The sequence below is a fragment of the Virgibacillus ndiopensis genome, from assembly GCF_900187325.1.
In the GTDB taxonomy this organism is placed as follows: domain Bacteria; phylum Bacillota; class Bacilli; order Bacillales; family Amphibacillaceae; genus Virgibacillus_E; species Virgibacillus_E ndiopensis.
This window is the reverse complement of sequence record NZ_FZMZ01000004.1, coordinates 910,367-936,762: the sequence shown is the minus strand read 5'-3', so window position 1 is coordinate 936,762 and position 26,396 is coordinate 910,367. Positions and strand designations below refer to the sequence as shown.

Annotated in this window: 24 protein-coding genes and 1 riboswitch; of the genes, 23 read left to right on the top strand and 1 reads right to left on the bottom strand. The window is 38.9% G+C overall.

The window, feature by feature from the left end; all coding sequences use genetic code 11:
• Nucleotides 1-26: 26 nt before the first annotated feature.
• Nucleotides 27-161 carry a YvrJ family protein gene (locus tag CS937_RS07025; protein ID WP_099157715.1) on the top strand — a complete coding sequence of 45 codons (135 nt, stop codon included), beginning with the start codon at nucleotides 27-29 and terminating at the stop codon, nucleotides 159-161.
• Between the two features lie 39 nt (nucleotides 162-200).
• Here the strand turns inward: CS937_RS07025 and CS937_RS07020 are convergent, their stop codons facing one another.
• The gene (locus CS937_RS07020) at nucleotides 201-635 is read right to left on the bottom strand and encodes an Hsp20/alpha crystallin family protein (RefSeq protein WP_099157714.1); all 435 of its coding nucleotides are present in this window, start codon (nucleotides 633-635) and stop codon (nucleotides 201-203) included.
• Nucleotides 636-773: 138 nt separating this feature from the next.
• Here CS937_RS07020 and CS937_RS07015 point away from each other — a divergent pair, with 138 nt between their 5' ends.
• From CS937_RS07015 to ligA, 22 genes are all read left to right on the top strand, one after another.
• Nucleotides 774-1,388, top strand: coding sequence for a DUF2179 domain-containing protein (locus tag CS937_RS07015; protein WP_099157713.1), 615 nt, complete (start codon nucleotides 774-776; stop codon nucleotides 1,386-1,388).
• 185 nt (nucleotides 1,389-1,573) lie between these two features.
• A riboswitch (purine riboswitch) is annotated at nucleotides 1,574-1,673 on the top strand.
• Between the two features lie 128 nt (nucleotides 1,674-1,801).
• Nucleotides 1,802-2,296 (top strand): 5-(carboxyamino)imidazole ribonucleotide mutase, encoded by a 495-nt coding sequence (gene purE / locus CS937_RS07010; RefSeq protein ID WP_099157712.1) that lies wholly within the window; start codon nucleotides 1,802-1,804, stop codon nucleotides 2,294-2,296.
• Complete coding sequence (gene purK / locus CS937_RS07005) at nucleotides 2,283-3,410, top strand: 5-(carboxyamino)imidazole ribonucleotide synthase (RefSeq protein WP_099157711.1); 1,128 nt, start codon at nucleotides 2,283-2,285, stop codon at nucleotides 3,408-3,410. Before purE ends, purK begins: the two co-directional genes overlap by 14 nt.
• Nucleotides 3,410-4,714: an adenylosuccinate lyase gene (gene purB, locus CS937_RS07000; protein WP_099157710.1), complete on the top strand. Its 1,305-nt coding sequence runs from the start codon at nucleotides 3,410-3,412 to the stop codon at nucleotides 4,712-4,714. The genes purK and purB overlap by 1 nt, the downstream gene beginning before the upstream one ends.
• Nucleotide 4,715: 1 nt before the next feature.
• Nucleotides 4,716-5,429, top strand: coding sequence for a phosphoribosylaminoimidazolesuccinocarboxamide synthase (purC, locus tag CS937_RS06995; RefSeq protein ID WP_099157709.1), 714 nt, complete (start codon nucleotides 4,716-4,718; stop codon nucleotides 5,427-5,429).
• Nucleotides 5,426-5,677: a phosphoribosylformylglycinamidine synthase subunit PurS gene (gene purS, locus CS937_RS06990; RefSeq protein ID WP_099157708.1), complete on the top strand. Its 252-nt coding sequence runs from the start codon at nucleotides 5,426-5,428 to the stop codon at nucleotides 5,675-5,677. The genes purC and purS overlap by 4 nt, the downstream gene beginning before the upstream one ends.
• On the top strand, nucleotides 5,674-6,357 hold the full coding sequence (gene purQ, locus CS937_RS06985; protein WP_099157707.1) for a phosphoribosylformylglycinamidine synthase subunit PurQ: 684 nt from the start codon (nucleotides 5,674-5,676) through the stop codon (nucleotides 6,355-6,357). Before purS ends, purQ begins: the two co-directional genes overlap by 4 nt.
• Entirely contained in the window at nucleotides 6,341-8,584 is a 2,244-nt protein-coding gene (gene purL / locus CS937_RS06980; RefSeq protein WP_099157706.1) for a phosphoribosylformylglycinamidine synthase subunit PurL, read from the top strand. Before purQ ends, purL begins: the two co-directional genes overlap by 17 nt.
• On the top strand, nucleotides 8,560-9,969 hold the full coding sequence (purF, locus tag CS937_RS06975; RefSeq protein ID WP_099157705.1) for an amidophosphoribosyltransferase: 1,410 nt from the start codon (nucleotides 8,560-8,562) through the stop codon (nucleotides 9,967-9,969). The genes purL and purF overlap by 25 nt, the downstream gene beginning before the upstream one ends.
• Before the next feature lie 43 nt (nucleotides 9,970-10,012).
• Nucleotides 10,013-11,032: a phosphoribosylformylglycinamidine cyclo-ligase gene (gene purM, locus CS937_RS06970; protein WP_099157704.1), complete on the top strand. Its 1,020-nt coding sequence runs from the start codon at nucleotides 10,013-10,015 to the stop codon at nucleotides 11,030-11,032.
• Nucleotides 11,029-11,622 (top strand): phosphoribosylglycinamide formyltransferase, encoded by a 594-nt coding sequence (gene purN / locus CS937_RS06965; protein ID WP_099157703.1) that lies wholly within the window; start codon nucleotides 11,029-11,031, stop codon nucleotides 11,620-11,622. Before purM ends, purN begins: the two co-directional genes overlap by 4 nt.
• 250 nt (nucleotides 11,623-11,872) lie before the next feature.
• The gene (gene purH / locus CS937_RS06960) at nucleotides 11,873-13,399 is read left to right on the top strand and encodes a bifunctional phosphoribosylaminoimidazolecarboxamide formyltransferase/IMP cyclohydrolase (protein WP_099157702.1); all 1,527 of its coding nucleotides are present in this window, start codon (nucleotides 11,873-11,875) and stop codon (nucleotides 13,397-13,399) included.
• Nucleotides 13,400-13,420: 21 nt separating this feature from the next.
• Nucleotides 13,421-14,671 carry a phosphoribosylamine--glycine ligase gene (purD, locus tag CS937_RS06955; protein WP_099157701.1) on the top strand — a complete coding sequence of 417 codons (1,251 nt, stop codon included), beginning with the start codon at nucleotides 13,421-13,423 and terminating at the stop codon, nucleotides 14,669-14,671.
• A gap of 208 nt (nucleotides 14,672-14,879) precedes the next feature.
• Nucleotides 14,880-16,622 carry an adenine deaminase C-terminal domain-containing protein gene (locus CS937_RS06950; RefSeq protein WP_099157700.1) on the top strand — a complete coding sequence of 581 codons (1,743 nt, stop codon included), beginning with the start codon at nucleotides 14,880-14,882 and terminating at the stop codon, nucleotides 16,620-16,622.
• A 42-nt stretch (nucleotides 16,623-16,664) separates the two neighbouring features.
• Entirely contained in the window at nucleotides 16,665-17,717 is a 1,053-nt protein-coding gene (locus tag CS937_RS06945; protein WP_099157699.1) for a DUF3048 domain-containing protein, read from the top strand.
• Between the two features lie 25 nt (nucleotides 17,718-17,742).
• The gene (locus CS937_RS06940; RefSeq protein WP_099157698.1) at nucleotides 17,743-18,051 is read left to right on the top strand and encodes a YerC/YecD family TrpR-related protein; all 309 of its coding nucleotides are present in this window, start codon (nucleotides 17,743-17,745) and stop codon (nucleotides 18,049-18,051) included.
• A gap of 124 nt (nucleotides 18,052-18,175) precedes the next feature.
• Nucleotides 18,176-19,183: an ABC transporter substrate-binding protein gene (locus CS937_RS06935; protein ID WP_099157697.1), complete on the top strand. Its 1,008-nt coding sequence runs from the start codon at nucleotides 18,176-18,178 to the stop codon at nucleotides 19,181-19,183.
• A 99-nt stretch (nucleotides 19,184-19,282) separates the two neighbouring features.
• Nucleotides 19,283-20,275 carry an ABC transporter permease gene (locus CS937_RS06930; RefSeq protein WP_099157810.1) on the top strand — a complete coding sequence of 331 codons (993 nt, stop codon included), beginning with the start codon at nucleotides 19,283-19,285 and terminating at the stop codon, nucleotides 20,273-20,275.
• Nucleotides 20,268-21,062 carry an ABC transporter ATP-binding protein gene (locus CS937_RS06925; protein ID WP_099157696.1) on the top strand — a complete coding sequence of 265 codons (795 nt, stop codon included), beginning with the start codon at nucleotides 20,268-20,270 and terminating at the stop codon, nucleotides 21,060-21,062. Before CS937_RS06930 ends, CS937_RS06925 begins: the two co-directional genes overlap by 8 nt.
• Before the next feature lie 358 nt (nucleotides 21,063-21,420).
• A complete protein-coding gene (pcrB, locus tag CS937_RS06920; protein WP_099157809.1) occupies nucleotides 21,421-22,098 on the top strand; it encodes a heptaprenylglyceryl phosphate synthase in 678 nt (225 codons plus the stop codon).
• A gap of 46 nt (nucleotides 22,099-22,144) precedes the next feature.
• A complete protein-coding gene (pcrA, locus tag CS937_RS06915) occupies nucleotides 22,145-24,367 on the top strand; it encodes a DNA helicase PcrA (protein WP_099157695.1) in 2,223 nt (740 codons plus the stop codon).
• Between the two features lie 14 nt (nucleotides 24,368-24,381).
• Complete coding sequence (gene ligA, locus CS937_RS06910) at nucleotides 24,382-26,385, top strand: NAD-dependent DNA ligase LigA (protein WP_099157694.1); 2,004 nt, start codon at nucleotides 24,382-24,384, stop codon at nucleotides 26,383-26,385.
• Nucleotides 26,386-26,396 lie beyond the last annotated feature (11 nt).

Here is a 26,396-nt window from a genome sequence, read left to right as displayed (position 1 = left end):
TTACAGTTGAAATGGAGGTCGAGTACATGGAAGCGTGGATATCTTTTGTGACAGATGTTGGCTTTCCAATCGTTGTAACCTTTTATTTGTTACACCGAATCGAAGGCAAGCTCAATACATTGATTGAATCGATACATGCATTACCGGGAAAAATGAAGTAATAAGAGAGGCTGGAACTCAATTGGTATCCAGCCTCTTTCTTACTTATCTTCTAATAATCGTACAGGAACCCTATGTTTACTGCTTGCATCCGAAATTAATCGATATAATTGGATAAGCACAATTCCGTTTTTATAACTTGCTTTTATCTTATCTGAGCGTACAGGAAAAGGTAAGCTAATTCTTCGATCAAATGCACCTTGGAGAATTTCTTCTTTCACAACTGTTCCACCTTGATGTTGTATATCTATTACCCCATTAATTTCAAGTGCTGCATAATCGACAAATATATCTATTTTGTTTAAATCCGTTAATCCGGGGATATTTAAAATACATGTAATTTCATTTTCAGTGTGATAGACATTGATTTGTGGAATAGTAGGTTTGATAATGCCTTCAAACTCATTCCAAAAATTTTCGCCAAAAAAATGATCCATATTTTTTTTCCAATCACCCATCTGTTTGAAAGGGTCCATGAGAATCACCTCTTCTATTGCAATTTAGAATTAATAATATGTATATGCGTGACATAATTTTTGGGTGAATTCAATAGTATTTAACTTTAGAAAGAATTAAGGTATTCTTATAATAATAACAGTCTTGGAGGGTTCATTTTGCTAAGTAATGCATATGTAATGGTTATCATCATTCTGGCAATAAATATTGTTTATGTCTCGTTTTCTACAATCCGAATGATATTAACATTAAAAGGGCGCAGGTATCTTGCGGCATTTGTAAGTATGTTTGAAGTTGTCGTTTATATTTTAGGGTTAGGTCTTGTGCTTGATAATTTAAATGAAGTTCAAAATATTATTGCCTATGCTGTTGGATTCGGAATCGGTGTTGTTGTTGGTACGAAGATTGAAGAAAAACTCGCTCTCGGTTACATAACAGTAAATGTCATTTCATCTAATCCAGATATCGAATTTACACGTAAATTACGGGAAAAGGGGTATGGTGTAACGAGCTGGTTTGCTTATGGAATGGAAGGTGATAGATTAGCAATGCAGATTTTAACTCCAAGAAAATATGAGCTGATGTTATATGAAACAATCAAAACAATCGATCCGAAAGCTTTTATTATCTCTTACGAACCTAAGCAAATCAATGGCGGGTTTTGGGTGAAGCAAGTACGTAAAGGAAGATTGGGAAAGAAGAACGTAGCTGCGGCAAGCAAGCCTAGCGTTCAGCAGCAATTTACAGAAACAAATAATGAAAAGCCTGAATAGATTCGTTCTATGTTCTGGTAGGGTTTTCATATAAACAAGGTAAATGGTAAGTTCTTAATAGGTATTGAGTCCTTATCTGAACGTAACTACATCAATCTCGGTCAAAAACCGAACATTAAATATAAATATTTTACCATTGTTCGATATTTTATTGACATGTAATTATGCTATTTGGTATGCTTAAGACACAAATAAATACGGTTCCTCATATATTTCCTGAGAATATGGCTCGAAGTTTCTACCCAGCACCGTAAATGCTGGACTATGAGGGAGGGTGAATCGTTGTGCGTAAGCAATGATACGTTTTGCTATGTCAAGATAATGTCTATTCGTCTTCTCTCATTTTTTGAGGATTCGAATAGACTTTTTTAATGCTTATAAACAAATATATTCCAAATAGAAAGAGGGATTTGATGACACCACAAGTTGGCGTGATTATGGGGAGTATATCCGATTGGGAAACGATGAAACATACATGCGACATGTTAGCCGAGCTAGAAATTTCATATGAAAAAGAAGTTATTTCTGCTCACCGTACACCTGACGACATGTTTGCTTATGCAAAATCGGCTCGGGAACGCGGACTAAAAGTGATTATTGCTGGAGCTGGTGGCGCAGCGCACCTTCCTGGAATGGTGGCATCTCAAACAACTCTGCCTGTCATTGGTGTCCCGGTGCAAAGTAAAACATTAAACGGTTTGGATTCCCTATTATCGATTGTGCAAATGCCTGGTGGGGTCCCAACTGCAACAGTGGCAATTGGAAAAGCTGGAGCAACCAATGCAGGGATTCTTGCAGCACAAATAATTGGTGCTTTTAATGAGGATGTTACGGAAAGACTACTTACTTATCGTGTAAGCATGAAGGAAAAAGTGGCGGAAATGAGGGATGATCTTGCAGGAAAATAGAACAATTTTACCACCAAAGACAATAGGGATTATCGGCGGTGGCCAACTCGGAAGAATGATGGCTATTGCTGCAAGGTATATGGGGTATAAAATTGTGGTTCTTGATCCAACACCAAATTGTCCAACAGCACAAGTGGCTGACGAGCAAATTATTGCTGCTTATGATGATATGCAAGCGATCAAGAAATTAACCGAAATGAGTGATGTGATCACATATGAATTTGAAAATGTTGATCTTAAAGCAGCTAAATATATAGAAGAACAAGGCAAATTACCACAAGGTGCTTTTGCATTGGAAATCACACAAAACCGTGAAAAAGAAAAACAACTGATGAAGGAAGCGGGATTACCAGTTCCTGCATTTTCTATCGTCACGAATGGTGAGGAGTGTAAAAGGGCTTTAGAAAACACAACATTTCCATGCGTAATAAAAACGTGTCGGGGTGGGTATGATGGCAAAGGTCAAATTAAATTGTCAGCAAAAAGTGATGGAACAGAGGCAATGGAATTTGCTGAGAAAAATGAGCACTGCATAATTGAACAGTGGGTTCCATTTGATAAAGAAATATCAGTTGTTTTTAGTCGTACACAAGATGGAGGATTAGAATTTTTCCCAATTGCAGAGAATACACACAAAGATCATATTCTCTATGAAACAGTTGTGCCAGCTTCGATTAACAACCAAGTAGAAATGAAGGTAGTTCAAGCAGCAACTATCCTGGCTGAAAGAATGCAGATTGTTGGAACATTTGCGATTGAGATGTTCGTAAAAGGGGATGAAATTTTCCTTAATGAAATGGCACCCAGACCACATAATTCTGGTCATTACACTATAGAGGCGTGTAATATTTCACAGTTTGGCCAGCATATTAGAGCCATTTGTGGATTACCGTTAACACCAATTAAATTTCTTCAACCAGCAACGATGGTTAATATTCTTGGCGAAGACATGGAGCATGTTTTAAACATGATGCCAGCACTAGGTAATGCCTCAATCCATTTGTATGGAAAAGATGGAATCAAGCCAAAACGGAAAATGGGGCATATTACATTTATCGCAGAAACAATTGAGGAAGTAAACAAGCTAGTCAGTACATACGAGGGGGAAGAATAATGATTGATCGTTATACACGAGAAGAAATGGGTAATATCTGGACAGAAGAAAATAAGTTTAAAGCATGGTTGGAAGTAGAGATCTTAGCATGTGAAGCGTGGAGTGAACTCGGTATTATTCCAAAAGAAGATGTTGGTAAAATCCGCAAGAACGCTTCGTTCGATATAAATCGAATTTATGAAATTGAGCAGGAAACAAGACATGATGTAGTGGCATTCACCCGTGCAGTTTCGGAAACAATGGGCACAGAACGTAAATGGATCCATTATGGCTTAACGTCTACAGATGTAGTGGACACAGCACTATCTTATCTTTTAAAACAAGCAAATGAAATTATCCGTAAAGATGTTACAAACTTTATTCAAATTTTAAAAGATAAAGCAATTGAACATCAGCATACAGTCATGATGGGGAGAACACATGGTGTCCATGCTGAACCAACAACGTTTGGGCTAAAACTCGCATTGTGGTACGAGGAGATGAAGCGTAATCTAGAGCGTTTTGAATTAGCGGCAAATATGATTGAATTCGGTAAGCTTTCGGGAGCAGTTGGAACGTACGCCAATATTGATCCATTTGTTGAAGAATATGTATGTGGAAAATTAGGTTTATCGCCTGCACCGGTATCGACACAAACGTTACAGCGTGATCGTCATGCAAATTACATTTCAGCTTTAGCGTTGATTGCAACGTCAATTGAAAAATTCGCCACGGAAATTCGCGGATTACAAAAAACGGAGACACGCGAGGTGGAGGAATTTTTTGCAAAAGGTCAAAAAGGTTCTTCCGCAATGCCGCATAAACGTAATCCAATTGGTTCCGAGAATATGACAGGAATTGCACGTGTGGTACGCGGACACATGGTTACAGCATATGAAAATGTTTCACTATGGCATGAACGCGATATCTCCCATTCATCCGCAGAACGGGTTATTTTACCTGATACAACAATAGCACTTAATTATATGCTAAATCGTTTTTCAAATATCGTGAAAAATCTTACCGTATTTCCGGAAAATATGAAACGAAATATTGATAAAACACATGGAGTTATTTTTTCTCAGCGCGTACTGCTAGCACTAATCGACAAAGGTATGACACGAGAAGAAGCATACGATTTAGTTCAGCCAAAAGCTATGCAAGCATGGGAAACGGCAACTCATTTCAAGCAACTAGTGGAACAAAATGAACAAATAACGAGCAAATTATCACAAGCGGAAATCGAGGATTGTTTTGATTACACGTACCATTTGAAAAATGTTGATCAAATTTTTGACCGAATCGGACTAAAACGAGGTGAATAAGGTGAAGGCAGAACTTTTATATGAAGGAAAAGCAAAGCAGGTATACCGGTTAGAGGGAACCATGGATCAGCTTGTCTTATCTTATAAAAACGATGCAACTGCTTTTAATGGAAAAAAGAAAGAAAGCTTTGATGGTAAAGGTAGATTGAACAATGAAATTTCATCGCGGATTTTTTCGTTCCTTCACGATAAGGGAATCGAGACCCATTTCATTGAAAAATGGAATGAAAATGAGCAAATCGTTCAGCAAACAGAGATAATTCCATTGGAAGTAGTTGTTCGTAATCTTGCAACTGGTAGCATTACGAAACGATTGGGAATTGAAGAGAATACACCATTTGACCCGCCGATCGTCGAGCTTTTTTTCAAAGATGATGAACTTAACGATCCTCTGATAAATGATGAACATGCATTATTTTTAAGTAGTGTTACAGAATCAGAATTACAAGAAATTAAAGAAAAAGCATTAAAAATCAATGTTGCGTTAACAGAACTATTCCAATCTATCAATATTAGTCTAGTAGACTTTAAGCTCGAGTTTGGTCGACTAGCATGTGGATCAATTGTATTAGCCGATGAAATATCACCAGATACATGTAGATTGTGGGACTTGAACACACAGGAAAAAATGGATAAAGACGTATTTCGCCAGGGCACCGGTGATTTAATAGAGGTATACAACGTTATTTTACAACGACTGGAGGATTTATCATGAAAAAGGTAACTGTGTTTATTACGTTAAAAGAAGGTGTCTTAGATCCACAAGGCAAAGCAATTCAAGCTTCACTTCATTCATTAGGGTTTCAAGAGGTCGCAGAAGCGCGTGTTGGTAAGTATATTGAATTACAAGTTGAAGATCATGAAAACGTTGATGAACGTGTGAAAGAAATGTGTGATAAATTGCTAGCGAATCCAGTTATTGAAGATTATCGTTTTGAGGTGGAGGAGGCTGTTCGCACGTGAAGTTTGCGGTGATTGTTTTTCCAGGTTCAAATTGTGACCGAGATATGTACCATGCAGTGAAAGAAGTACTGAACGAGGAAGCGGATCTCGTTTGGTACGAAAATAGTAATCTTGAAAACTATGACGCGATTCTTTTACCAGGTGGGTTCTCGTATGGGGACTACCTTCGTTCAGGAGCAGTCGCAGCAACATCAGATGTTATGAAGCAAATAAAAGAACATGTTGCAAAAGGGAAGCCGGTTTTAGGTGTTTGTAATGGATTTCAGATTTTATTAGAAGCGGGTCTCTTACCCGGGGCAATGCTGCGCAATAAGGATCTTGCATTTATGTGTCATCAGGAAGCGTTACGTGTGGTAAACAACAGGACACTTTTCACCCAGTCATATGTGGAAAATGAAGTTGTTCGATTCCCAATAGCACATGGTGAAGGCAACTATTTCTGCGATGAGGAAACACTTAATGATTTAAAACGGCATAATCAAATCGTTTTTACGTATGAAAACAATCCGAATGGGTCGACTGCAGATATTGCTGGCATTATTAATAAACAAGGAAATGTATTAGGTCTTATGCCACACCCTGAACGGGCAGTAGAAGCAATCATCGGTAGTGATGATGGGCTAAACGTATTTCAGTCAATAGTCAGAAACTGGAGGGAATCCCATGTTGCAAACGTTTGATATAAGTCCGGAGCAGATTGAAGCGGAACAACTATATAAAGAGATGGGACTTAGTGACAAGGAATATGACATGGTTAAAGTGATTTTAAAGCGCCAACCAAATTTTACGGAAACAGGTATTTTTTCCGTTATGTGGTCGGAGCATTGCAGCTATAAAACGTCAAAACCATTGTTGAAAAAGTTCCCAACAAAAGCACCAAATGTATTACAAGGACCTGGTGAAGGTGCAGGGATAATCGATATTGGTGATGATCAAGCGGTAGTGTTTAAAATTGAAAGTCATAACCACCCATCAGCAGTTGAACCGTATCAAGGTGCAGCTACAGGTGTGGGCGGTATTATACGTGATATTTTTTCAATGGGGGCTCGACCAATTGCTTTAATGAATTCCCTTCGATTTGGAAATTTAACATCTGAGCGTGTGAAATATTTGTTCAAAGAAGTTGTTCATGGAATTGCTGGCTACGGAAATTGTGTAGGTGTTCCAACAGTTGGTGGCGAGGTCCAATTTGATGACAGCTATGAAGGGAACCCATTAGTTAATGCTATGTGTGTTGGGTTAATCAATCATGATGAAATTCAAAAAGGGATTGCAGCTGGTATCGGTAATACGGTTCTTTATGCAGGTGCACCAACTGGCCGGGACGGAATTCACGGAGCAACATTTGCTTCTGATGACTTGGCAGAAGATGCGAATAAAGACCGCCCAGCTGTTCAGGTTGGTGATCCGTTCATGGAAAAATTGTTAATCGAAGCAAGTTTAGAAGTGATTCATTCCGATGCTTTAGTTGGTATGCAGGATATGGGCGCAGCTGGCCTCACATCATCAGCAAGTGAGATGGCAAGTAAAGCAGGAACGGGTATGGAAATGAATCTTGATTTAGTTCCACAGCGTGAACTGAACATGAGTGCATACGAATTAATGCTGTCAGAATCGCAGGAACGTATGCTACTCGTTGTTAAAAAAGGACGCGAGCAGGAAATAACCGACGTATTTGAAAAATATGGACTACAGGCTGTTGCAGTGGGGGAAGTAATCGAAGAAAAAATATTTCGACTTAAGCAGCATGGTGGAATTGTTGCCGACATCCCGGTTGACGCATTAGCAGAGGAAGCTCCTGTTTATCAGATGCCTTCAAAGAAAGCGGAGTATTTCAAGGAATTTCAACAAATGGAAATGGAAATTCCAGTGGTGACAGACTACACAGAAATGCTTGGTAAATTACTGGAGCAGCCAACAATCGCAAGTAAAGAATGGGTTTACAATCAATACGACTCCATGGTGCAAACAAACACGGTCGTGACGCCGGGATCAGATGCAGCCATTGTACGAATTAAAGGTACCGATAAGGCTCTCGCGATAACAACGGACTGTAATTCACGCTACATCTATCTAGACCCGGAAACTGGCGGGAAAATTGCAGTAGCAGAAGCGTCCCGTAATATTGTTTGTTCGGGCGCTAAACCTTTAGGACTTACCGACGGATTAAACTTTGGAAACCCGACTAAACCTGAAATATTTTGGCAAATGGAAAAAAGCGTCGATGGCATGAGTGAGGCTTGTCGCGCTTTAGGGACTCCGGTTATTAGTGGAAATGTTTCGTTGTATAACGAATCAAGAGGGAAAGCGATTTTTCCAACACCTGTAGTTGGAATGGTCGGTTTACTAGAGTCATTAGACCATCTTACACCAAGCTACTTTCAACATGAGGGTGATCTTGTATTCTTGATCGGTGAAACAAAAGCAGAGTTCGGCGGAAGTGAACTGCAAAATGTATTGGCCGGAAAAGACTCGGATGAAGTTTATTCTGGCAAAGCACCAGCAATTGATTTAAAGACGGAAGCAAAACGACAAACGCAGCTTTTGGATGCAATTCATCATGGGGTAGTTCAATCTGCACATGATTTAGCTGAGGGTGGTCTCGCGGTAGCTTTAGCGGAGAGTATTTTTAATGAAAAAGGCTTTGGGGTGAGCGCTTATTTAGATGGAGATATGACGGTTGAGCTTTTCAGTGAAACACAGTCGCGTTTTCTAGTAACGGTAAAACCCGAGGATGAAAAACGTTTTACTGAGGCAGTTAATGATGCCAGACAAATTGGCGTTGTAACTAGTGATAGCACATACTCAGTAACTGGAAATGGTAAAAAGGTAATAGAGGCAAATGTTCATACACTTTGCAAACGTTGGAAAGGAGCTATTTCATGCTTGCTGAAATCAAAGGCTTAAACGAAGAATGTGGCGTTTTTGGAATTTGGGGTCATGAGAAAGCAGCAGAGATTACGTACTACGGTTTGCATGCACTGCAGCACAGAGGGCAGGATGGTGCAGGTGTTGTGACGAGTGATGGTGAAGGGTTAAGGATTCATAAAGATTTAGGACTTGTAAATGATGTTTTTAAAAATGCCAATTTTCAGGAGCTACAGGGTCATGCGGCAATCGGTCATGTCCGATATGCAACACAAGGCGATGGAGGCATTGACAACATTCAACCATTATTATTCCGTTCACAGACAGGGAGTGTAGCATTAGCCCATAATGGTAATATCATGAATGCTTATAAGCTTCGTGGTGAATTAGAGGAAGAGGGTAGTATTTTTCAAACTACATCAGATACTGAAGTTCTTGCACATTTAATTAAACGAAACAGCACGAAGAATTATGAAACAGCCCTAATGGAAGCATTACGGAGTTTAGTGGGGGCTTATGCATTTCTTATTATGAGAGAAGACAAATTATATATTGCAACAGATCCAAGAGGCTTACGGCCGTTATCGATAGGTAGACTAGGAGGGGCGTATGTTGTTGCATCTGAAACCTGTGCATTTGATTTGATTGGTGCAACGTTTGAGCGTGAAGTAGTTCCTGGAGAATTAGTGATCATTGATGATAACGGTCTTACATCGAAAACATTCGCTGAAGCAGAGCCGCGAACAATGTGTGCGATGGAATATGTTTATTTTTCACGGCCAGATAGTGATGTAAATCGGGTTAATGTCCACGCATCACGGAAGAAGATGGGGATTGAGCTGGCTAAGGAATCACCAGTAGAAGCTGATGTTGTAACAGGTGTGCCTGATTCAAGTATTTCGGCAGCAATCGGTTATGCGGAGCAAAGTAGTTTGCCATATGAATTAGGTTTAATTAAAAATCGCTATGTTGGAAGAACATTTATTCAACCATCACAGGATTTACGCGAACAAGGAGTAAAGCTGAAATTGTCTCCAGTTCGAGGGATTGTAGAAGGAAAACGCGTTATTATGATCGATGATTCAATCGTAAGAGGGACTACAAGTAAACGAATTGTCCGAATGTTGAAAGAAGCAGGAGCGAAGGAAGTACATGTTCGTATTGCTTCACCACCGATTACTAATCCATGCTATTACGGAATTGACATGTCGACTAAAGAAGAACTTGTTGCAGCAAATTATTCTTTGGATGGAATGGCAGACTTAATAGGTGCAGACAGTCTTGCCTACTTATCTGAAGCAGGATTAGAACGAGCGATTGTTCGAGAAGATTTGCCTCATCAAGGAATTTGTACGGCATGTTTTACCGGAAATTATCCTGTTGTTGAAAAAGGTCAAAAAACGATCGAATATACGAAGTGTTGAATATGGGATGCGGGGTCTGACCCTCAAAAAAGGAGTATGCCAAATGTCTAATCGTTATAAGCAAGCAGGCGTTGATGTTGAAAAGGGCTATCAAGCTGTTGAATTAATGAAAAAACATATTGCAAGAACAAACCGTAAAGAAGTTCTTGGGGGCATTGGTGCATTTGCCGGGTTGTTTGACCTAAGTGGCTTTAGCTATAAGGAACCGGTACTAGTCTCTGGAACAGATGGGGTTGGAACGAAGCTTAAACTAGCTTTTCAATTGGATAAACATGACTCGGTTGGTATCGATTTAGTCGCTATGTGTGTAAATGATATTGTTGCTCAAGGTGCTCAGGCTTTATTTTTCCTCGACTATATTGCTTGTGGGAAAAATAATCCAGAAAGATTAGAGCAAATTGTGGCAGGCGTGTCAGAGGGCTGTGTCCAAGCAGGGGCTGCATTGATCGGCGGTGAAACAGCTGAAATGCCCGGGATGTATCAAGATAACGAATTTGATTTAGCAGGATTTGCCGTTGGAATTGCTGAGAAATCAAAGCTTGTTACAGGTGAATCGATAAAAGCGGGTGATTGTATCATTGGATTACCGTCCAGTGGTATCCATTCTAATGGGTATTCGCTTGTTAGAAATCTGATTAAGGATCTCGACTTTACGAAACAGTATGATAGTTTTGATAAACCGCTAGGCGAAGTGTTGTTAGAGCCAACCAAAATATACGCTGATTCTATCAATGCTTTAATGAAAAACGTTGAAGTAAAAGGAATTTCTCACATTACCGGCGGTGGTTTTTATGAAAATATTCCAAGGATGCTACCAGAGGGACTCGGTGCATCTATTAATCCTGAAAGCTATGATCGACCAGCGATATTTTCATTGTTACAAGAGTTAGGAGATATGTCAGATGATGAAATGTACGGTATCTTTAACATGGGTATTGGTATGGCGGTTGTTGTTGACAAAAAGGATTTAGAGTGTGCGCTGGAAGTTTTACGTGAAAAAGGAGAAGAGGCAAAGTGTATTGGAGCAGTGACAGATGGAAAAGGAGTGCAATTTCTATCATGAATAAAGTAAAGGTTGCTATTTTTGCCTCAGGTACAGGTAGTAATTTTGAAGCAATAATTGAGCAGGCAATCGAAAACCAGTTAGCATGTGACGTTGCTATCCTAGTTTGCGATAAACCTGGTGCAAAAGTGATAGACATTGCCAATGAGTACGATATTCCAACATTTGTCTTTGATCCAAAAAACATTCCTAAAAAGGAATACGAGCAGAAAGTCGTTAAGAGGTTACTACTAATGAATGTAGAGTGGATTTTTCTAGCGGGTTACATGCGAATTATTGGTCCAACTTTACTTAACGCGTATGAAATAAAAATTGTTAATATTCATCCATCCATGTTACCGGCATTTCCAGGCAAAGATGCAGTTGGTCAAGCTTTTCAAGCAAAGGTAAAAATAACTGGTGTCACCATTCATTATGTCGACGCTGGAATTGATACTGGACCAATCATCGCGCAGGAATCTGTTGAAATTTTCCCGGATGACACAAAAGAAGTATTGCAGAAGCGAATTCAACAGGTTGAACACAAGTTGTACCCACGTATAATTAACCAACTAATCAAGCAATCACTAAAAGTGGAAGTGACCGATTAGCGATGTATGGAGCGCCTGTGCAACACGAGTGGCTCGATGTTGCCACGGGCAAAGTGGCGAACTTAATCGAACATACCTACCGTATGAGATTAAGGAAACACGGTGAGCTGAAAAGAACCGATGTTGACTTATCGTAAGGGTGGGAAGAAGGTCGCTGGGAACTGGAGCTGGACGTGACTGAATATGTATAGTCATCTATAATGTCAAATTTGTATTTTTACAATACGTAAAATGAGCGAGGAGTTTTTTTATGAAGAAGAGAGCGTTAATCAGCGTATCGGACAAAGAAAACATCGAAACTTTTGCAAAAGGACTCATTGAAAATGGTTATGAAATTATCTCAACTGGTGGAACGTTAAAGGCTATACAAAATGCTGGAATCGATGCAAAGGCAGTGGAAGAAGTTACAGGGTTTCCAGAAATATTAGATGGAAGAGTTAAGACATTACACCCCTATATTCATGCAGGATTATTAGCGAAAAGAGAAAATGCTAATCATCAAAAACAGCTAAACGAATATGAAATCTCCCCAATTAATATGGTTGTCGTTAATCTATACCCATTCAAACAAACGTTAGCTAAGGAAGGGGTAACAGAGGAAGAAATTGTTGAAAATATTGATATTGGTGGTCCGACAATGCTTCGTGCAGCTGCGAAGAATTTTGAGGATGTAGCAGTAGTTGTCGATCCGGATGATTATGATGAAGTACTAAATTCACTCCAAACAAATACATTAGATGTAACAAAACGTAAACAATTAGCTGCAAAGGTTTTTCGTCATACAGCCAATTATGATGCAATGATTGCAGATCATTTTACAGATGAAGCTTTCCCAGAAGTACTTACAACTACGTATGAAAAAGTACAAACGTTACGTTATGGTGAAAATCCTCATCAGTCAGCGGCATTTTATAAAAATCCAAAGGAAGTATTTGGAACACTAGGAGCAGCAAGACAACTTCATGGCAAAGAGCTTTCCTATAATAACATTCAGGATGCTAATGCAGCACTTGAGATTATTGCTGACTTTAATGAACCGGCTGCTGTTGCGATTAAACATATGAACCCATGTGGAATTGGTATCGGAGACACGATATATCATGCGTTTAAGCGCGCATATCAAGCAGACCCAGTTTCCATTTTCGGTGGAATTGTAGCTATTAATAGAGAAATAGATTTAGAAACTGCACAGCAGCTAAGTGAGATATTTTTGGAAATCGTTATTGCACCAAGCTTTAGTGATGAAGCATTTTCGGTGTTAACGAAAAAGAAAAATATCCGTTTGCTGGAGCTTGAAAGGAACAACAATGGTGTAAATAATAGACAAAAAGTTACTGCAGTAATGGGTGGTTTGTTAGTGCAAGACTATGATAATGGCAAAATTACCGAAGCGGATATCACTTTCGCATCCAAACGTAAACCAACTAAAGATGAGCTTACGGATTTACTGTTTGCATGGAAGGCTGTTAAGCATGTGAAGTCAAATGCAATTATTTTAGCGAAAGATAATCAAACAATTGGTGTAGGTGCAGGCCAGATGAACCGAATCGGTGCAGCGAACATTGCGATTGAACAAGCGGGAGAAAAAGCGAATAGAGCAGTTCTTGCTTCAGACGCATTTTTTCCAATGCCTGATACTGTTCAAGCAGCTGCCGAAGCAGGGATTACGGCAATTATTCAGCCCGGAGGATCAAAACGAGATCAGGACTCAATTGATGTATGTGATAAGTATGGGATTGCTATGGTTTACACTGGAACACGTCATTTTAAACATTAATTCGATAAGGAGAGCTTTCAGATGAACATATTAGTTGTCGGTCGAGGTGGACGTGAACATAGTATTGTGATGCAATTGGCAAAGAGCAAGCGAGTTAGTCAATTATTCGTAGCACCAGGTAATGGTGGTATTGGAGAGATTGCCACATGTGTTGCGATTGACGAATTGGATATTGCTAGACTAGTAGATTTTGCTAAGTCAGAATCGATTGACCTTACTATTGTTGGACCGGAAAATCCTTTAAACGCGGGTATTGCGAATCGTTTTCAAGAAGAGGGGCTCGCGATTTTTGCTCCAACAGCAGAAGCAGCACTTTTGGAAGGAAGTAAGAGTTTTGCTAAGGAATTTATGAAAAAATATCAAATTCCGACTGCAGAATCTGCTACTTTTACTAAAGTAGATGATGCTAAAAATTATATTTTAGCAAAAGGTGCACCTATTGTGATTAAGGCTGATGGATTGGCAGCAGGAAAAGGTGTTGTTGTTGCTGAAACAGAAGTGCAGGCGCTCCAAGCGGTTGATGAAATGCTAGTATCTAAAACTTTTGCTGATGCAGGCGCAACAATCGTTATTGAAGAATGTTTGGAAGGTAAGGAATTTTCTCTAATGGCATTTGTTCATGAGGGTAACGTTTATCCAATGATTCCAGCAAGAGATCACAAACGTGCATATGACAATGATCAAGGACCAAACACTGGTGGAATGGGTGCATATGCCCCAGTACCTGATATTTCGGGGGAAACATTGGTTTACACCTATCGTGCAATCCTGCAAAAAACGGCTGAAGGGCTAATGAACGAAGGGCGTCCATTTACTGGTATTTTATATGCGGGGCTCATGATGACTGAGGACGGTCCGAAAGTAATTGAATTTAACACACGCTTTGGTGATCCAGAGACACAGGTAGTATTGCCATTATTAAAAAATGATCTAGATCAGGTTTTGTTAGACGTATTAGATGGAAAAAATCCTAATTTAGATTGGGAAGAAAGCTTTTGTTCAGGTGTCGTTTTAGCCTCAAAGGGTTATCCGGCATCATATCAAAAAGGAATTGAACTTCCTGATTTTAAAACGGATGGGGAATCGTTTGTAGTGCATGCAGGGACTAAACAAGTGGATAATATTTTTCAATCTGATGGCGGCAGAGTTTTGCTGGTCGGGTCAAAAAACACCTCTCTTAGTGGGGCAATTGACAATGTATATCAAGTGCTTGCACCAGTAGGGAAGATGGATGATTTTTTTTATCGGAAAGATATAGGGAAAGACAGTTAAGACATCCTAAGGGGTGTCTTTTTTGTTATGTTGGGAAAGAGCAACAAGTACGAGCGGCATTGCATCATCCCGATCCGCGAAAAATAATCCCTAAAAAAAGAAACATCATCCTCTGTCACAAAAAATTCATCTCAATTAACAGTAACTTTACAGTATTAAAGCACAAGATATGGTACGATAGAGAAAATTATAAATTGGAGAGTTGTATATGCACGAAAATGGGTATTACTGGCGAAATCGCGAATTACGTGAACACGTTGCTGTTATTGATGGCAAGGTAGCACCTACACTTATTTTAAAAAATTGCACCTATTTGAATATGTTTACAATGAAATGGTTACAAGCGCATATTTGGATTTTTGAAAATCGTATTATTTATGTAGGAGAGAATCTTCCAAAGAATAGTACATCAACAGAAATAGTAGATTGCAAAAATCAATATATTGTACCAGGCTATATTGAACCACATGCACACCCATTTCAATTATATAATCCTGAAGAACTTGCGAACCATGCAGCTCAATTTGGAACAACATCGTTAATTAATGATAGTTTAATGTGGCATTTTTTGTTAGATAAAAAGAAAGCGTTTTCTTTATTGGAAGAGTTTAACCATATACCAATATCCATGTATTGGTGGGCGCGATTTGATTCACAAACAGCATTGCAGGATGAAGAATCATTGTTCAACAGTGAGGAAGTACTTAGTTGGCTATCTCATCATTCTGTCGTCCAAGGTGGAGAGCTGACATCATGGCCGAGTCTACTTGCTGGTGATGATAGATTATTATATTGGATGCAGGAGTCCAAACGAAAAGGAAAACCGGTTGAGGGTCATTTACCTGGAGCGTCTGAAGCTACCTTAACAAAGATGAAGCTTCTAGGTGTGAATGCTGATCATGAATCAATGACTGGTGCAGAAGCGATTAAACGAATGCAGCTTGGATATCAAGTGGGACTTAGACACTCATCGATCAGACCTGATTTACCAAAATTACTAGATGAAATTCTGGCTGAAGGTATAAACACGTTTGGAAATGTAACTATGACCACGGATGGTTCAACACCAGATTTTTATGAAAATGGTTTAATGAATGTTTGTCTTGAAATTGCTATTAAAAAGGGAGTGCCACTTGAAGAAGCATATGGCATGGCAACTTATAATGTTGCAAAACATTTTGGATTGACCGAACAAATAGGAAGTATCGCACCTGGTCGAATTGCACATATTAATATATTGCAAGAAAAAGAGAATCCGCATCCAATTAGCGTTTTGGCAAGTGGCAAGTGGATTAAACGGGATGGCAAGGAAGAAAATAAACAGTTACGTATCGATTGGGAGAAGCATGAAATAGGTCCACTGAAGCTAGATTGGAATTTACAAACGACTGACCTGCAATTTTCATTACCGATTGGGCTTGATATGATAAATGATGTTATTATCAAACCATATCCAATCGAAACAGATATTACACTTGAAATGCTACCTGAGAATAATAATGATGCATTTCTGTTATTAATGGATCGGGAAGGTACATGGCGTGTTAATACAACTATACGTGGATTTACAAATCGTTTAGGAGCGATTGCAAGTTCCTATTCCTCGACTGGTGATATTGTCTTTATCGGAAAAAGTAAACATGACATGCTGATTGCTTCAAGACGTCTAAAGGAACTAGGTGGTGGAATTGTTTTAGTTCATCAAGGAGAAGTATTATTTGAATTACCACTTACACTTGGTGGTATAATGTTCGATGGAACGATGAAACAGCTTATAAAAGAAGGTAAAGAGCTAAAGAAAATTTTAAAGGATTTTGGGTATACATTCAGCGATCCGGTATATACGATTTTATTTTTATCATCAACTCATTTACCGTTCATACGAGTGACACAGCAAGGCATAATTGATGTAAAGAAACGAGAAGTGCTCTTTCCAGCCACCATGCGATAACGTATAATTAGAGAATATATACTTTTATAAAGGTGTGTGGATATGAAAAGGCGATTTTTTTACTGTATATTGGTTGTCTTTATACTTCTAGTAGGATGTTCTAAAGACGAGGAAAAAGCGCGTGATAATGAATCGAAAGACAGCACAGTAGATGAAAAGACAGATCTCACGGAGAAATCCAATAATGTCTACCCATTAACAGGGATTAGTACGAATGAAGAACTAAATAATCGTATTGTTGGGGTTATGGTAAATAATCATTCGAAGGCAAGACCTCAAACTGGATTATCCAAAGCAGATGTAGTTTTTGAAATATTAGCTGAAGGTAAAATAACGCGATTTTTAGCATTGTTTCAAAGCGAGAAACCAGATGTTGTTGGCCCGGTTCGAAGTGCGAGGGAATACTATTTTGAACTAGCGAATGGTTACAATGCTTTGTATGTCTATCATGGAGCGGCGAACTTTGTTAATGATATGATTGCTGATCGGGGGATTGAGCATTTAAATGGTTCGCTTTATGACAATGATGGACATTTATTTAAACGAGCATCATTCCGGATAGCTCCACATAATTCCTATTTGCAATTTGATGCGGTTTACGATGTTGCAAAGTCAAAAGGGTATGATGTAACTGCCGAATATGAACCGTTGCCATTCTTGTCAAAGGATGAAATAGCGAACGTATCAGGAGAATCTGCCCAACATGTGGAAATCGTATACTCGAATAACGCAGTAATGGAAATAGTTGAGTTTGACTATGATGCTGATAGTGGAAAATATACGAGGTACAATGACCGAGAGAAAACGGTTGAGTTGGAAACAGAAGAGCCCATACAGGTTGATAACGTATTTATTGTGGAGACACCCCATGAAGTTATTGATGATGCTGGTCGTCGTGCGGTTGATATTGAATCTGGTGGTAACGCCTATTTAATTCAAAAAGGAAAAGTTCAGCAAGTCCAATGGGAAAATAGGGACGGACGGATTATTCCGATAAAAGATGGCAAACCAGTTGGCTTTGTCCCAGGGAAAACATGGATAAATATCATTCCTGATAATCCAGGAATTAAAAGTGCGGTAACGGTGTCGAACTAGTGATAGGCGGGAGGTATAGGTTAGGGTGCAAATTGACAAATTACGTGGAGAGCAATTAGACCAGTTCTTTGATGCAATTCTCTCACTTAAGGATCGCGAAGAATGCTATCGTTTTTTTGATGATATAGCAACGATGTCAGAAATACATTCAATCGCCCAGCGTTTACAAGTTGCAAAAATGCTTACAGAAGGGCATACCTATAATGTTATCGAAAAAGAAACAAAAGCATCCACAGCAACTATTTCACGTGTGCGGAGATGTATTAATTTTGGTAGTGATGGTTATCAAATGGTATTAGAACGAATTATGAATATTGATGAAGAAAATAAATAAGTGTCGCTCCTCCGGGGGCGGCACTTATTTATATATTGGAGAAAAATATCGCGATTCATCAAATAGTATGGTATAATCACGTTTAAATATTTTGATAATTTAAAAAGTGGATGGGGGAACTTGAATGAAAAGATTGTTACAATTAATAGCAATTCTTGGGGTAATTGTGCTAGCAGCTTGTGGAAATAATACTTCTAGTACAAATGGGGACGGTGACGGAGATTCCACATCGGAAGGTGAGAAAACGTATAAAATAGGTGCAACGCAAATTGTTGAACACCCATCACTTGATGCAGCATACGAAGGATTTCAATCGGCATTAGATGATGCAGGGTTGGATGTGGAGTATGATTTACAAAGTGCACAAAATGATCAAAATAATGTAAAACCTATTTCTGATGGTTTTGTAGCTGACAATGTAGATTTGATTTTTGCTAATTCTACTCCGAGTGCGTTAGGTGCTTTGCAGGCTACAAGCGAAATTCCGATAGTTTTTACATCGGTAACGGATGCAGTTGATGCAGGATTGGTAAAATCTATGGATGAACCCGGAGAGAACATTACTGGTGTTGTTGATCTTCATCCTGACGCGATTAAAAAGACCGTGGAATTTATTGATGCTAATTTCCCGGATGCAAAAGTAGGTATGGTTTATAATGCGGGAGAACAAAATTCTGTTACTCAGGTTGAGGCTGTTAAAGAGGCTGCTAAAGGAACAAGCTTAAGTTTTGTTGAGCGAACAGTAGCAAATTCTGCTGAAGTTCAACAAGCTACAACGACATTAGTCGGAGAAGCCGACGTATTCTATATTATTACAGACAATACAGTAGTTTCAGCATTGGATAGTGTCGTTGGTGTTGCCAATGAACAAGATATTCCACTAATTGTTGGTGAACCGAATTCATTAGCTAAGGGTGGTTTTGCTACATTTGGAATTGATTATTATACAATCGGTTATCGCTCAGGAGAAATGGCAGCAGCAATTTTAACAGGTGAAAAGAAACCAAGTGATATCCCTGTTGAATATCCGCCGGAGATACAACTATTTATTAACAAACAAGGGGCAGAAGAACAAGGAGTAGAATGGAATCCGGAATGGGATGAAACTGCTCAATTTGTTGAGACAGAATAAGATGCTACAACTCTATATTTTTAAGAGCTAGTTATGAGAACTGGCTCTCTGCTTTTTTTACTTCATTAATATCGCGAAAGGGAGAATGCGATGAGTGGAATGCTAATATCAATGTTTGGTGCAGTAGAATCAGGTATTATATATGCCATTATGGCATTAGGAGTTTATTTAACATTTCGTGTTCTTGACTTTCCTGACTTAACGGTAGACGGAAGTTTCGTTACAGGGGCAGCTGTGGTTGGGATTTCAATTGTTAATGGTATCCCTCCAATTGTCGCAACAGTTTTAGCGTTGATTGCTGGATTTGTAGCTGGATGTTTTACGGGGTTGTTGCATACAAAGGGAAAAGTGAATGCGTTATTATCTGGTATTCTCATGATGACAGCCTTATATTCTATCAATTTAAGGATTATGGAGCAGCCCACGTTATCTATGTTAAATGAACCGACAGTTTTTAATCAATTGGAATCGATTGAGGCTATAGGAGGTATTGATTCTTTTTTTAATGGATTGTTATCCATGCTTGGTGCAGAACAGTTGCCTGCAACATGGGTTATTGTCTTAGCTATGATCGTCGTGACTCTATTAATCAAGTTATTAACGGATTTTTATCTAAAGACGGAAGTAGGTCTTGCACTTCGAGCGATTGGGGATAACAAAAAAATGATTCGGAGTCTTTCGGCAAATACCGATTCATTGACAATTGTCGGTGTTGGACTTTCAAATGGACTTGTCGCGCTATCTGGTGGATTGGTTGCTCAGCTAGGTGGTTTTGCAGATGTTAATATGGGAATTGGAATGATCGTTATCGGGCTTGCATCCGTTATTATTGGTGAAGCATTGTTTGGAACGAAGACGATAAGAAGAGCAACTTTAGCTGTAATTGGCGGAGCAATCATTTATCGGATTATTGTAACCTTGGCCCTTGAAGTTGAATTTCTGGACACTGGCGATATGAAGCTAATAACAGCACTAATTGTTATTGTCGCGTTAGTTACACCAAAAATTCTGCAGGTTCAGAAGGAAAAAAAGCGACGAATCCAAAAGCGTAAACAACTAGATCGTCAAATAAGGGGGCAAAACAGTGCTTAATTTAAAAAATATTTCTATAACGTTTAATGAGGGCACTCCCGACGAAAAAAATGCGTTAGATGATATCAATTTAAAATTGGAACAAGGTGAATTTATAACTGTTATTGGAAGTAATGGTGCTGGGAAATCTACATTAATGAATGTCATTTCCGGAAACTTAATTCCAGATGTGGGTGATGTTATCATAGATGGGAAGCAAGTTATTCATCTGCCTGAATATAAGCGCTCTCGCTTTATCGGCCGTGTGTTTCAAGATCCGATGGCAGGTACTGCGCCATCGATGACAATAGAGGAAAATCTAGCAATGGCTTTTTCGCGTACAAAGAAACGAAAACTAAGGTCCGGTGTGACGAAAAAGCGAAAAGAAATGTTTAGAGAGCATTTAGAGACATTGAATTTAGGTTTGGAGAATCGTTTAACAGCGAATGTTGGTTTTCTTTCTGGAGGAGAAAGGCAGGCACTTTCACTTTTAATGACAACCTTCACGGAACCAAACATTTTACTGCTGGATGAACATACTGCTGCACTTGACCCCTCCCGTGCAGAATTAATCACAAACCTTACCGAAGAGGTGGTACGTAAATCTGGGTTAACGACATTGATGGTAACGCACAATATGCAACAGGCATTAGATTTAGGAAGCAGATTGATAATGATGGATAAAGGTCAAATTATTTTTGATGTACGCGGAGAAGAGAAACAGAAATTGACACTTGAAGATTTGTTACACGAATTTCAGCGAATACGTGGTACAAAATTTAAAAGTGATCGAGTCGTACTAGGCTAAATTAAATTGAGGATGGATATAAAGTACAGGGACATGTAAGGTGTCCCTGTATAGAATATCATCCCGAGCGGCGGGGTATCATCCCCAGCTCGAAAACATCATCCCCAGGTCGAGAATATCATCCCCAGAGTGAAAACATCATCCCGAGTCGCGGAGTATCATCCCCAGGGTCGAAAACATCATCCCAGCCGCGATACATCATCCCCAACCAAAAAAACATAGTCCCAAAAATACACTATAACAAGATAATATGAACAATCTAAAAAACATTCGACTTTATCCTAAATTCCATGAGCGATTTTTGATATAATGAATTAATGGATTATGATGATGGAGGATTAGACTGTTGTATAAAGAAATGAACGAATGGAAGCATTTATTTAAATTAGATCCTGCAAAAGAAATTTCCGATGAACAATTAGACATGCTCTGTGAATCTGGTACGGATGCTGTGATTGTTGGTGGTACGGATGATGTCACATTGGACGGTGTGTTGGATCTGTTATCCAGAATCCGTCGGCATACTGTTCCATGCATTTTAGAAATTTCGAATATGGAGGCAATTTCACCGGGATTTGACTATTACTTTATTCCAATGGTAATGAATAGTACAGAGAAAAAATGGATGATGGATATACAGCATCAAGCCATTAAACAATATAAAGATATAATGGATTGGAACGAAATTTTCGTTGAAGGGTATTGTATTTTGAATGAAGAAGCAAAAGCATTCAAACATACAAACTGTTACATGCCTGATTCGGAGGATGTCACTGCTTATGCCTATATGGCAGAAAACGTGTTTCATTTACCGATATTCTATATGGAATACAGCGGTATATATGGTGATCCTAAACTTGTCCAACAGGTGAAAAATCAATTGAAAAATACACTTCTTTTCTATGGTGGTGGGATTGAAAACAATTTTCAAGCAACTGAAATGAAAGAACATGCAGATGCGATTATTGTTGGAAACAGTATTTATACGGATTTTAAAAAGGCATTAAAGACAGTTAAAGCAGTAGCAAAAGCCTAGAGGCAGAAGCTAAATAGCACGGATTAAATTAAAGGTGGTGTCACTTGTGAGTCAAACGATTGATGACTTACTTATAGGTTTGAATAAAGAACAGCAACAGGCTGTTAAACATACAGATGGACCGTTATTGATTATGGCAGGTGCGGGAAGTGGTAAAACACGTGTGCTTACACATCGTATTGCTTATCTTCTTAGTGAAAAGGAAGTTGCACCTAGAAATATTTTGGCTATTACATTTACGAATAAAGCAGCCCGTGAAATGAAGGAACGTGTACGTAAATTAGTAGGGATGGATAGTGAACAAATTTGGGTCTCTACATTTCACTCGATGTGTGTAAGGATTTTACGCCGTGATATTGATCGGATCGGATACAACCGTAACTTTACTATTTTGGACAGTAGTGATCAGCTGTCAGTTATCAAACAAATCCTGAAAAATCTTAATATTGATCCGAAAAAATTTGATCCCCGAGCAATGCTAGGTCAAATTAGTTCGGCAAAAAACGAACTAATTACCCCTGAGGAATTCAGCAACAATGTTGGTAACTTTTACGATCGACAAGTTGCACAAATTTACGTAGCATATCAAAAAATGCTTCAGAAGAATCAGTCACTTGATTTTGACGATTTGATCATGCAAACAATTCATTTATTTAAACGGGTTCCTGAGGTTCTAGAATCTTATCAACGCAGATTTCAATATATTCATGTCGACGAGTATCAGGATACGAACCACGCGCAATACTATCTAGTAAAACAATTGGCAAGTCGTTTTCAAAATCTTTGTGTAGTAGGGGATTCGGATCAGTCAATTTACGCTTGGCGTGGTGCGGATATTCAGAATATCTTATCATTTGAAAAAGATTACCCATCAGCGCGGACGGTATTCTTGGAGCAAAACTATCGATCAACTAAAGCAATTTTACAAGCAGCAAATAAAGTAATTCAAAATAATCCTGGTCGTAAGCCGAAGAATCTATGGACTGAAAATGAAGACGGAAAGAACATTCATTATTACCAAGGGGCTACTGAGCAAGAGGAAGCATTATTTATAACAGATAAGATACAAGAACTTACACGTGAAAAAGACTTCTCACCAAATGAAATTGCAATTTTGTATCGGACAAATGCCCAATCACGTGCGATTGAGGCCACTTTGATGAAATCGACAATTGCCTATCAAATGGTTGGTGGTCAGAAGTTCTATGAGCGTAAAGAAATTAAGGATTTAACGTCATATTTGCGTTTAATCACCAATCCTGATGATGATATTAGCTTTGAACGTGTTGTTAATGTACCAAAAAGAGGCATTGGGAAAACATCAATTGACCGATTGCGTGCATATGCAACAGAACATGACCTTTCGTTTTACGAGGCAGTAAAAGAAGTTGATTTTACCGGTGTGTCAAAAAAGGCTGCAATTGCATTATCGGAATTTGCAACACTTATTCGTACATTGACACAGCAACAGGAATTTTTAACTGCAACTGATATGGTTGAGGCAGTTTTAGAACGTACAGGCTATGAAAAAATGTTAAAGGCAGAGAATACGATAGAATCACAAAGCAGACTGGAAAACTTAGAAGAATTTATGACAGTTACAAAGGATTTTGAAAAAACGAGCGAAGATAAAACACTCGTTGCTTTCTTAACAGACTTAGCGTTAATTGCAGATATTGACCGGGTTGATGAGGAAGATCCTAATAATGATGAAAAAATTACATTGATGACATTACATGCTGCAAAGGGATTGGAGTTTCCTGTTGTCTTTTTAATCGGTATGGAGGAAAACGTCTTTCCGCATAGTCGTTCAATGTTTGACAATAATGAAATGGAAGAGGAACGTCGCCTTGCATATGTGGGTATTACCCGTGCTGAGAAAGAGCTTTATTTGACACATGCAAAAATGCGTACATTATTTGGTCGTACAAACATGAATCCAGTTAGTCGATTTATTAATGAGATTCCTGAAGAGCTAATGGATGGAATTGAACAGGCTCGTCAGTCGATGTTTGGTGGATCGATTGCACCAACTAATAAAGAAAAACCTGCACCAATTAAACGCAAAGCAGAGCGGATGCAAACTACAACAGGAGCTGAAAGTAAAACCTGGATGCCCGGAGATAAAGCAAACCATAAAAAATGGGGTGTTGGAACGGTTGTCAAGGTACAGGGAGAAGGAGAAGCAATGGAACTTGATATTGCGTTTCCAGCACCGACTGGGATTAAGCGGCTACTGGCAAAATTTGCTCCGATTACGAAAGAATAGGGAGGTGCTTGCTGATGGATATACAACAAGCACAAGAACAGATTCAAAAATTACGTGATTTACTTATACAATATGGTCATGAATATTATGTACTGGATAAACCAAGTGTTCCAGACTCTGAATACGATCAAAAATTACAGGAACTCCGAAAACTGGAAGAGGAGTTCCCTGAACTTGTTACGGCGGACTCCCCTACGCAACGTGTTGGTGCAGAACCATTAGATGCATTTCAAAAAGTGCAGCATAATGTTCCAATGCTAAGTTTGGGGAATGCGTTTAATGCAGAAGATTTACGAGATTTTGCACGGCGAGCAAGTCAGGGTACAGATGAGCCTCTTTCCTATGTTTGTGAATTAAAAATTGACGGATTAGCCATCTCCTTAACATATGAGGATGGTAGGTTTGTTCGGGGTGCAACACGTGGTGATGGTACAACAGGTGAGGATATTACGAGTAATTTAAGAACCATTCGCAGCATTCCTTTGAGCATTAAAGAAAAAGAAACAATTGAAGTGCGTGGCGAAGCTTTTATGCCGCATAAGTCATTTCTTGCTTTGAATGAAAAACGTGATGAGAACGGTGAGGAGCCATTTGCTAATCCAAGAAATGCAGCAGCAGGATCTTTGCGACAATTGGATCCGAAAATTGCCGCGAAGCGTAATTTAGACATCTTTTTATATGGTGTTGGTGAATGGGAAGCTGGAAATTTACAATCGCATAGTGAACGACTGGAGTATTTAAAAAAGCTTGGATTTAAAACAAACCCAGAGTGGAGAAAATGTTCAACTATCGATGAAGTAATTGAATACGTAGAATACTGGACAACAGAACGCCCTAATTTAAGTTACGAAATTGATGGGATAGTTGTAAAAGTTGATAGTCTCAAACAACAGGAGGAACTAGGATTTACTGCAAAAAGTCCACGCTGGGCAATCGCATATAAGTTCCCAGCAGAAGAGGTTGTCACGAAATTAACTGATATTGAATTAAGTGTTGGACGTACTGGCGTTGTAACACCAACTGCAATTCTCAATCCTGTAAAAGTTGCAGGAACTACTGTAAAACGTGCTTCATTACATAATGAAGATTTAATTCGAGCTAAAGATATTCGAATTGGTGACACGGTCGTGATTAAAAAAGCTGGTGATATTATTCCTGAAGTTGTCCGGGTGATTGAAGATAAACGATCAGGTAATGAAGAGGAATTTCACATGCCAGAACACTGTCCAGCGTGTGAAAGTGAATTAGTTCGATTGGAAGAGGAAGTTGCATTACGCTGTATTAACCCAAATTGTCCAGCACAATTAAAAGAAGGGCTAATTCATTTTGTATCACGTAATGCCATGAACATTGATGGTTTAGGTGAAAAAGTAATTATTCAACTTTTCCAGGAGGAGCTAATTCATACGATTGCAGATATCTATCGATTGAAACGCGAAGAGCTGCTTAAGTTGGAGCGTATGGGTGAAAAATCGGTTGACAACTTGTTAAAGGCAATTGAAACGTCTAAAGCTAATTCATTAGAGAGACTGTTATTCGGTTTAGGTATTCGTTTTGTCGGTTCCAAAGCTGCCAATACATTAGCCGCATACTTTGAAACAATGGATAACCTGCAATCTGCAACATTTGAAGACCTAATTGAAATAAATGAAATCGGTGAAAAAATGGCTGACTCCATAGCACAGTATTTTACAGAACAAGAGGTTATGGATTTACTTCAGGAGTTGAAAGACTTAGAAGTGAATATGGCGTATAAAGGAAAGAAACAGTCAGAGCAAACTGAGGAAACTGTTTTTTCAGGAAAAACTATTGTATTAACAGGAAAGATGGAGAGCTTCACACGACAAGAAGCTAAGGAAAAGATTGAGAGCATGGGTGGAAGTGTCACTGGAAGTGTTAGTAAAAATACCGATTTTGTCATTGCAGGTGAGGATGCGGGATCGAAATATGAAAAAGCCCAAAAACTTGGAGTAACTATTTGGGATGAACAGCAACTAAAGGAAGTTTTAAGTAGTTAAGGAGTGGGAAA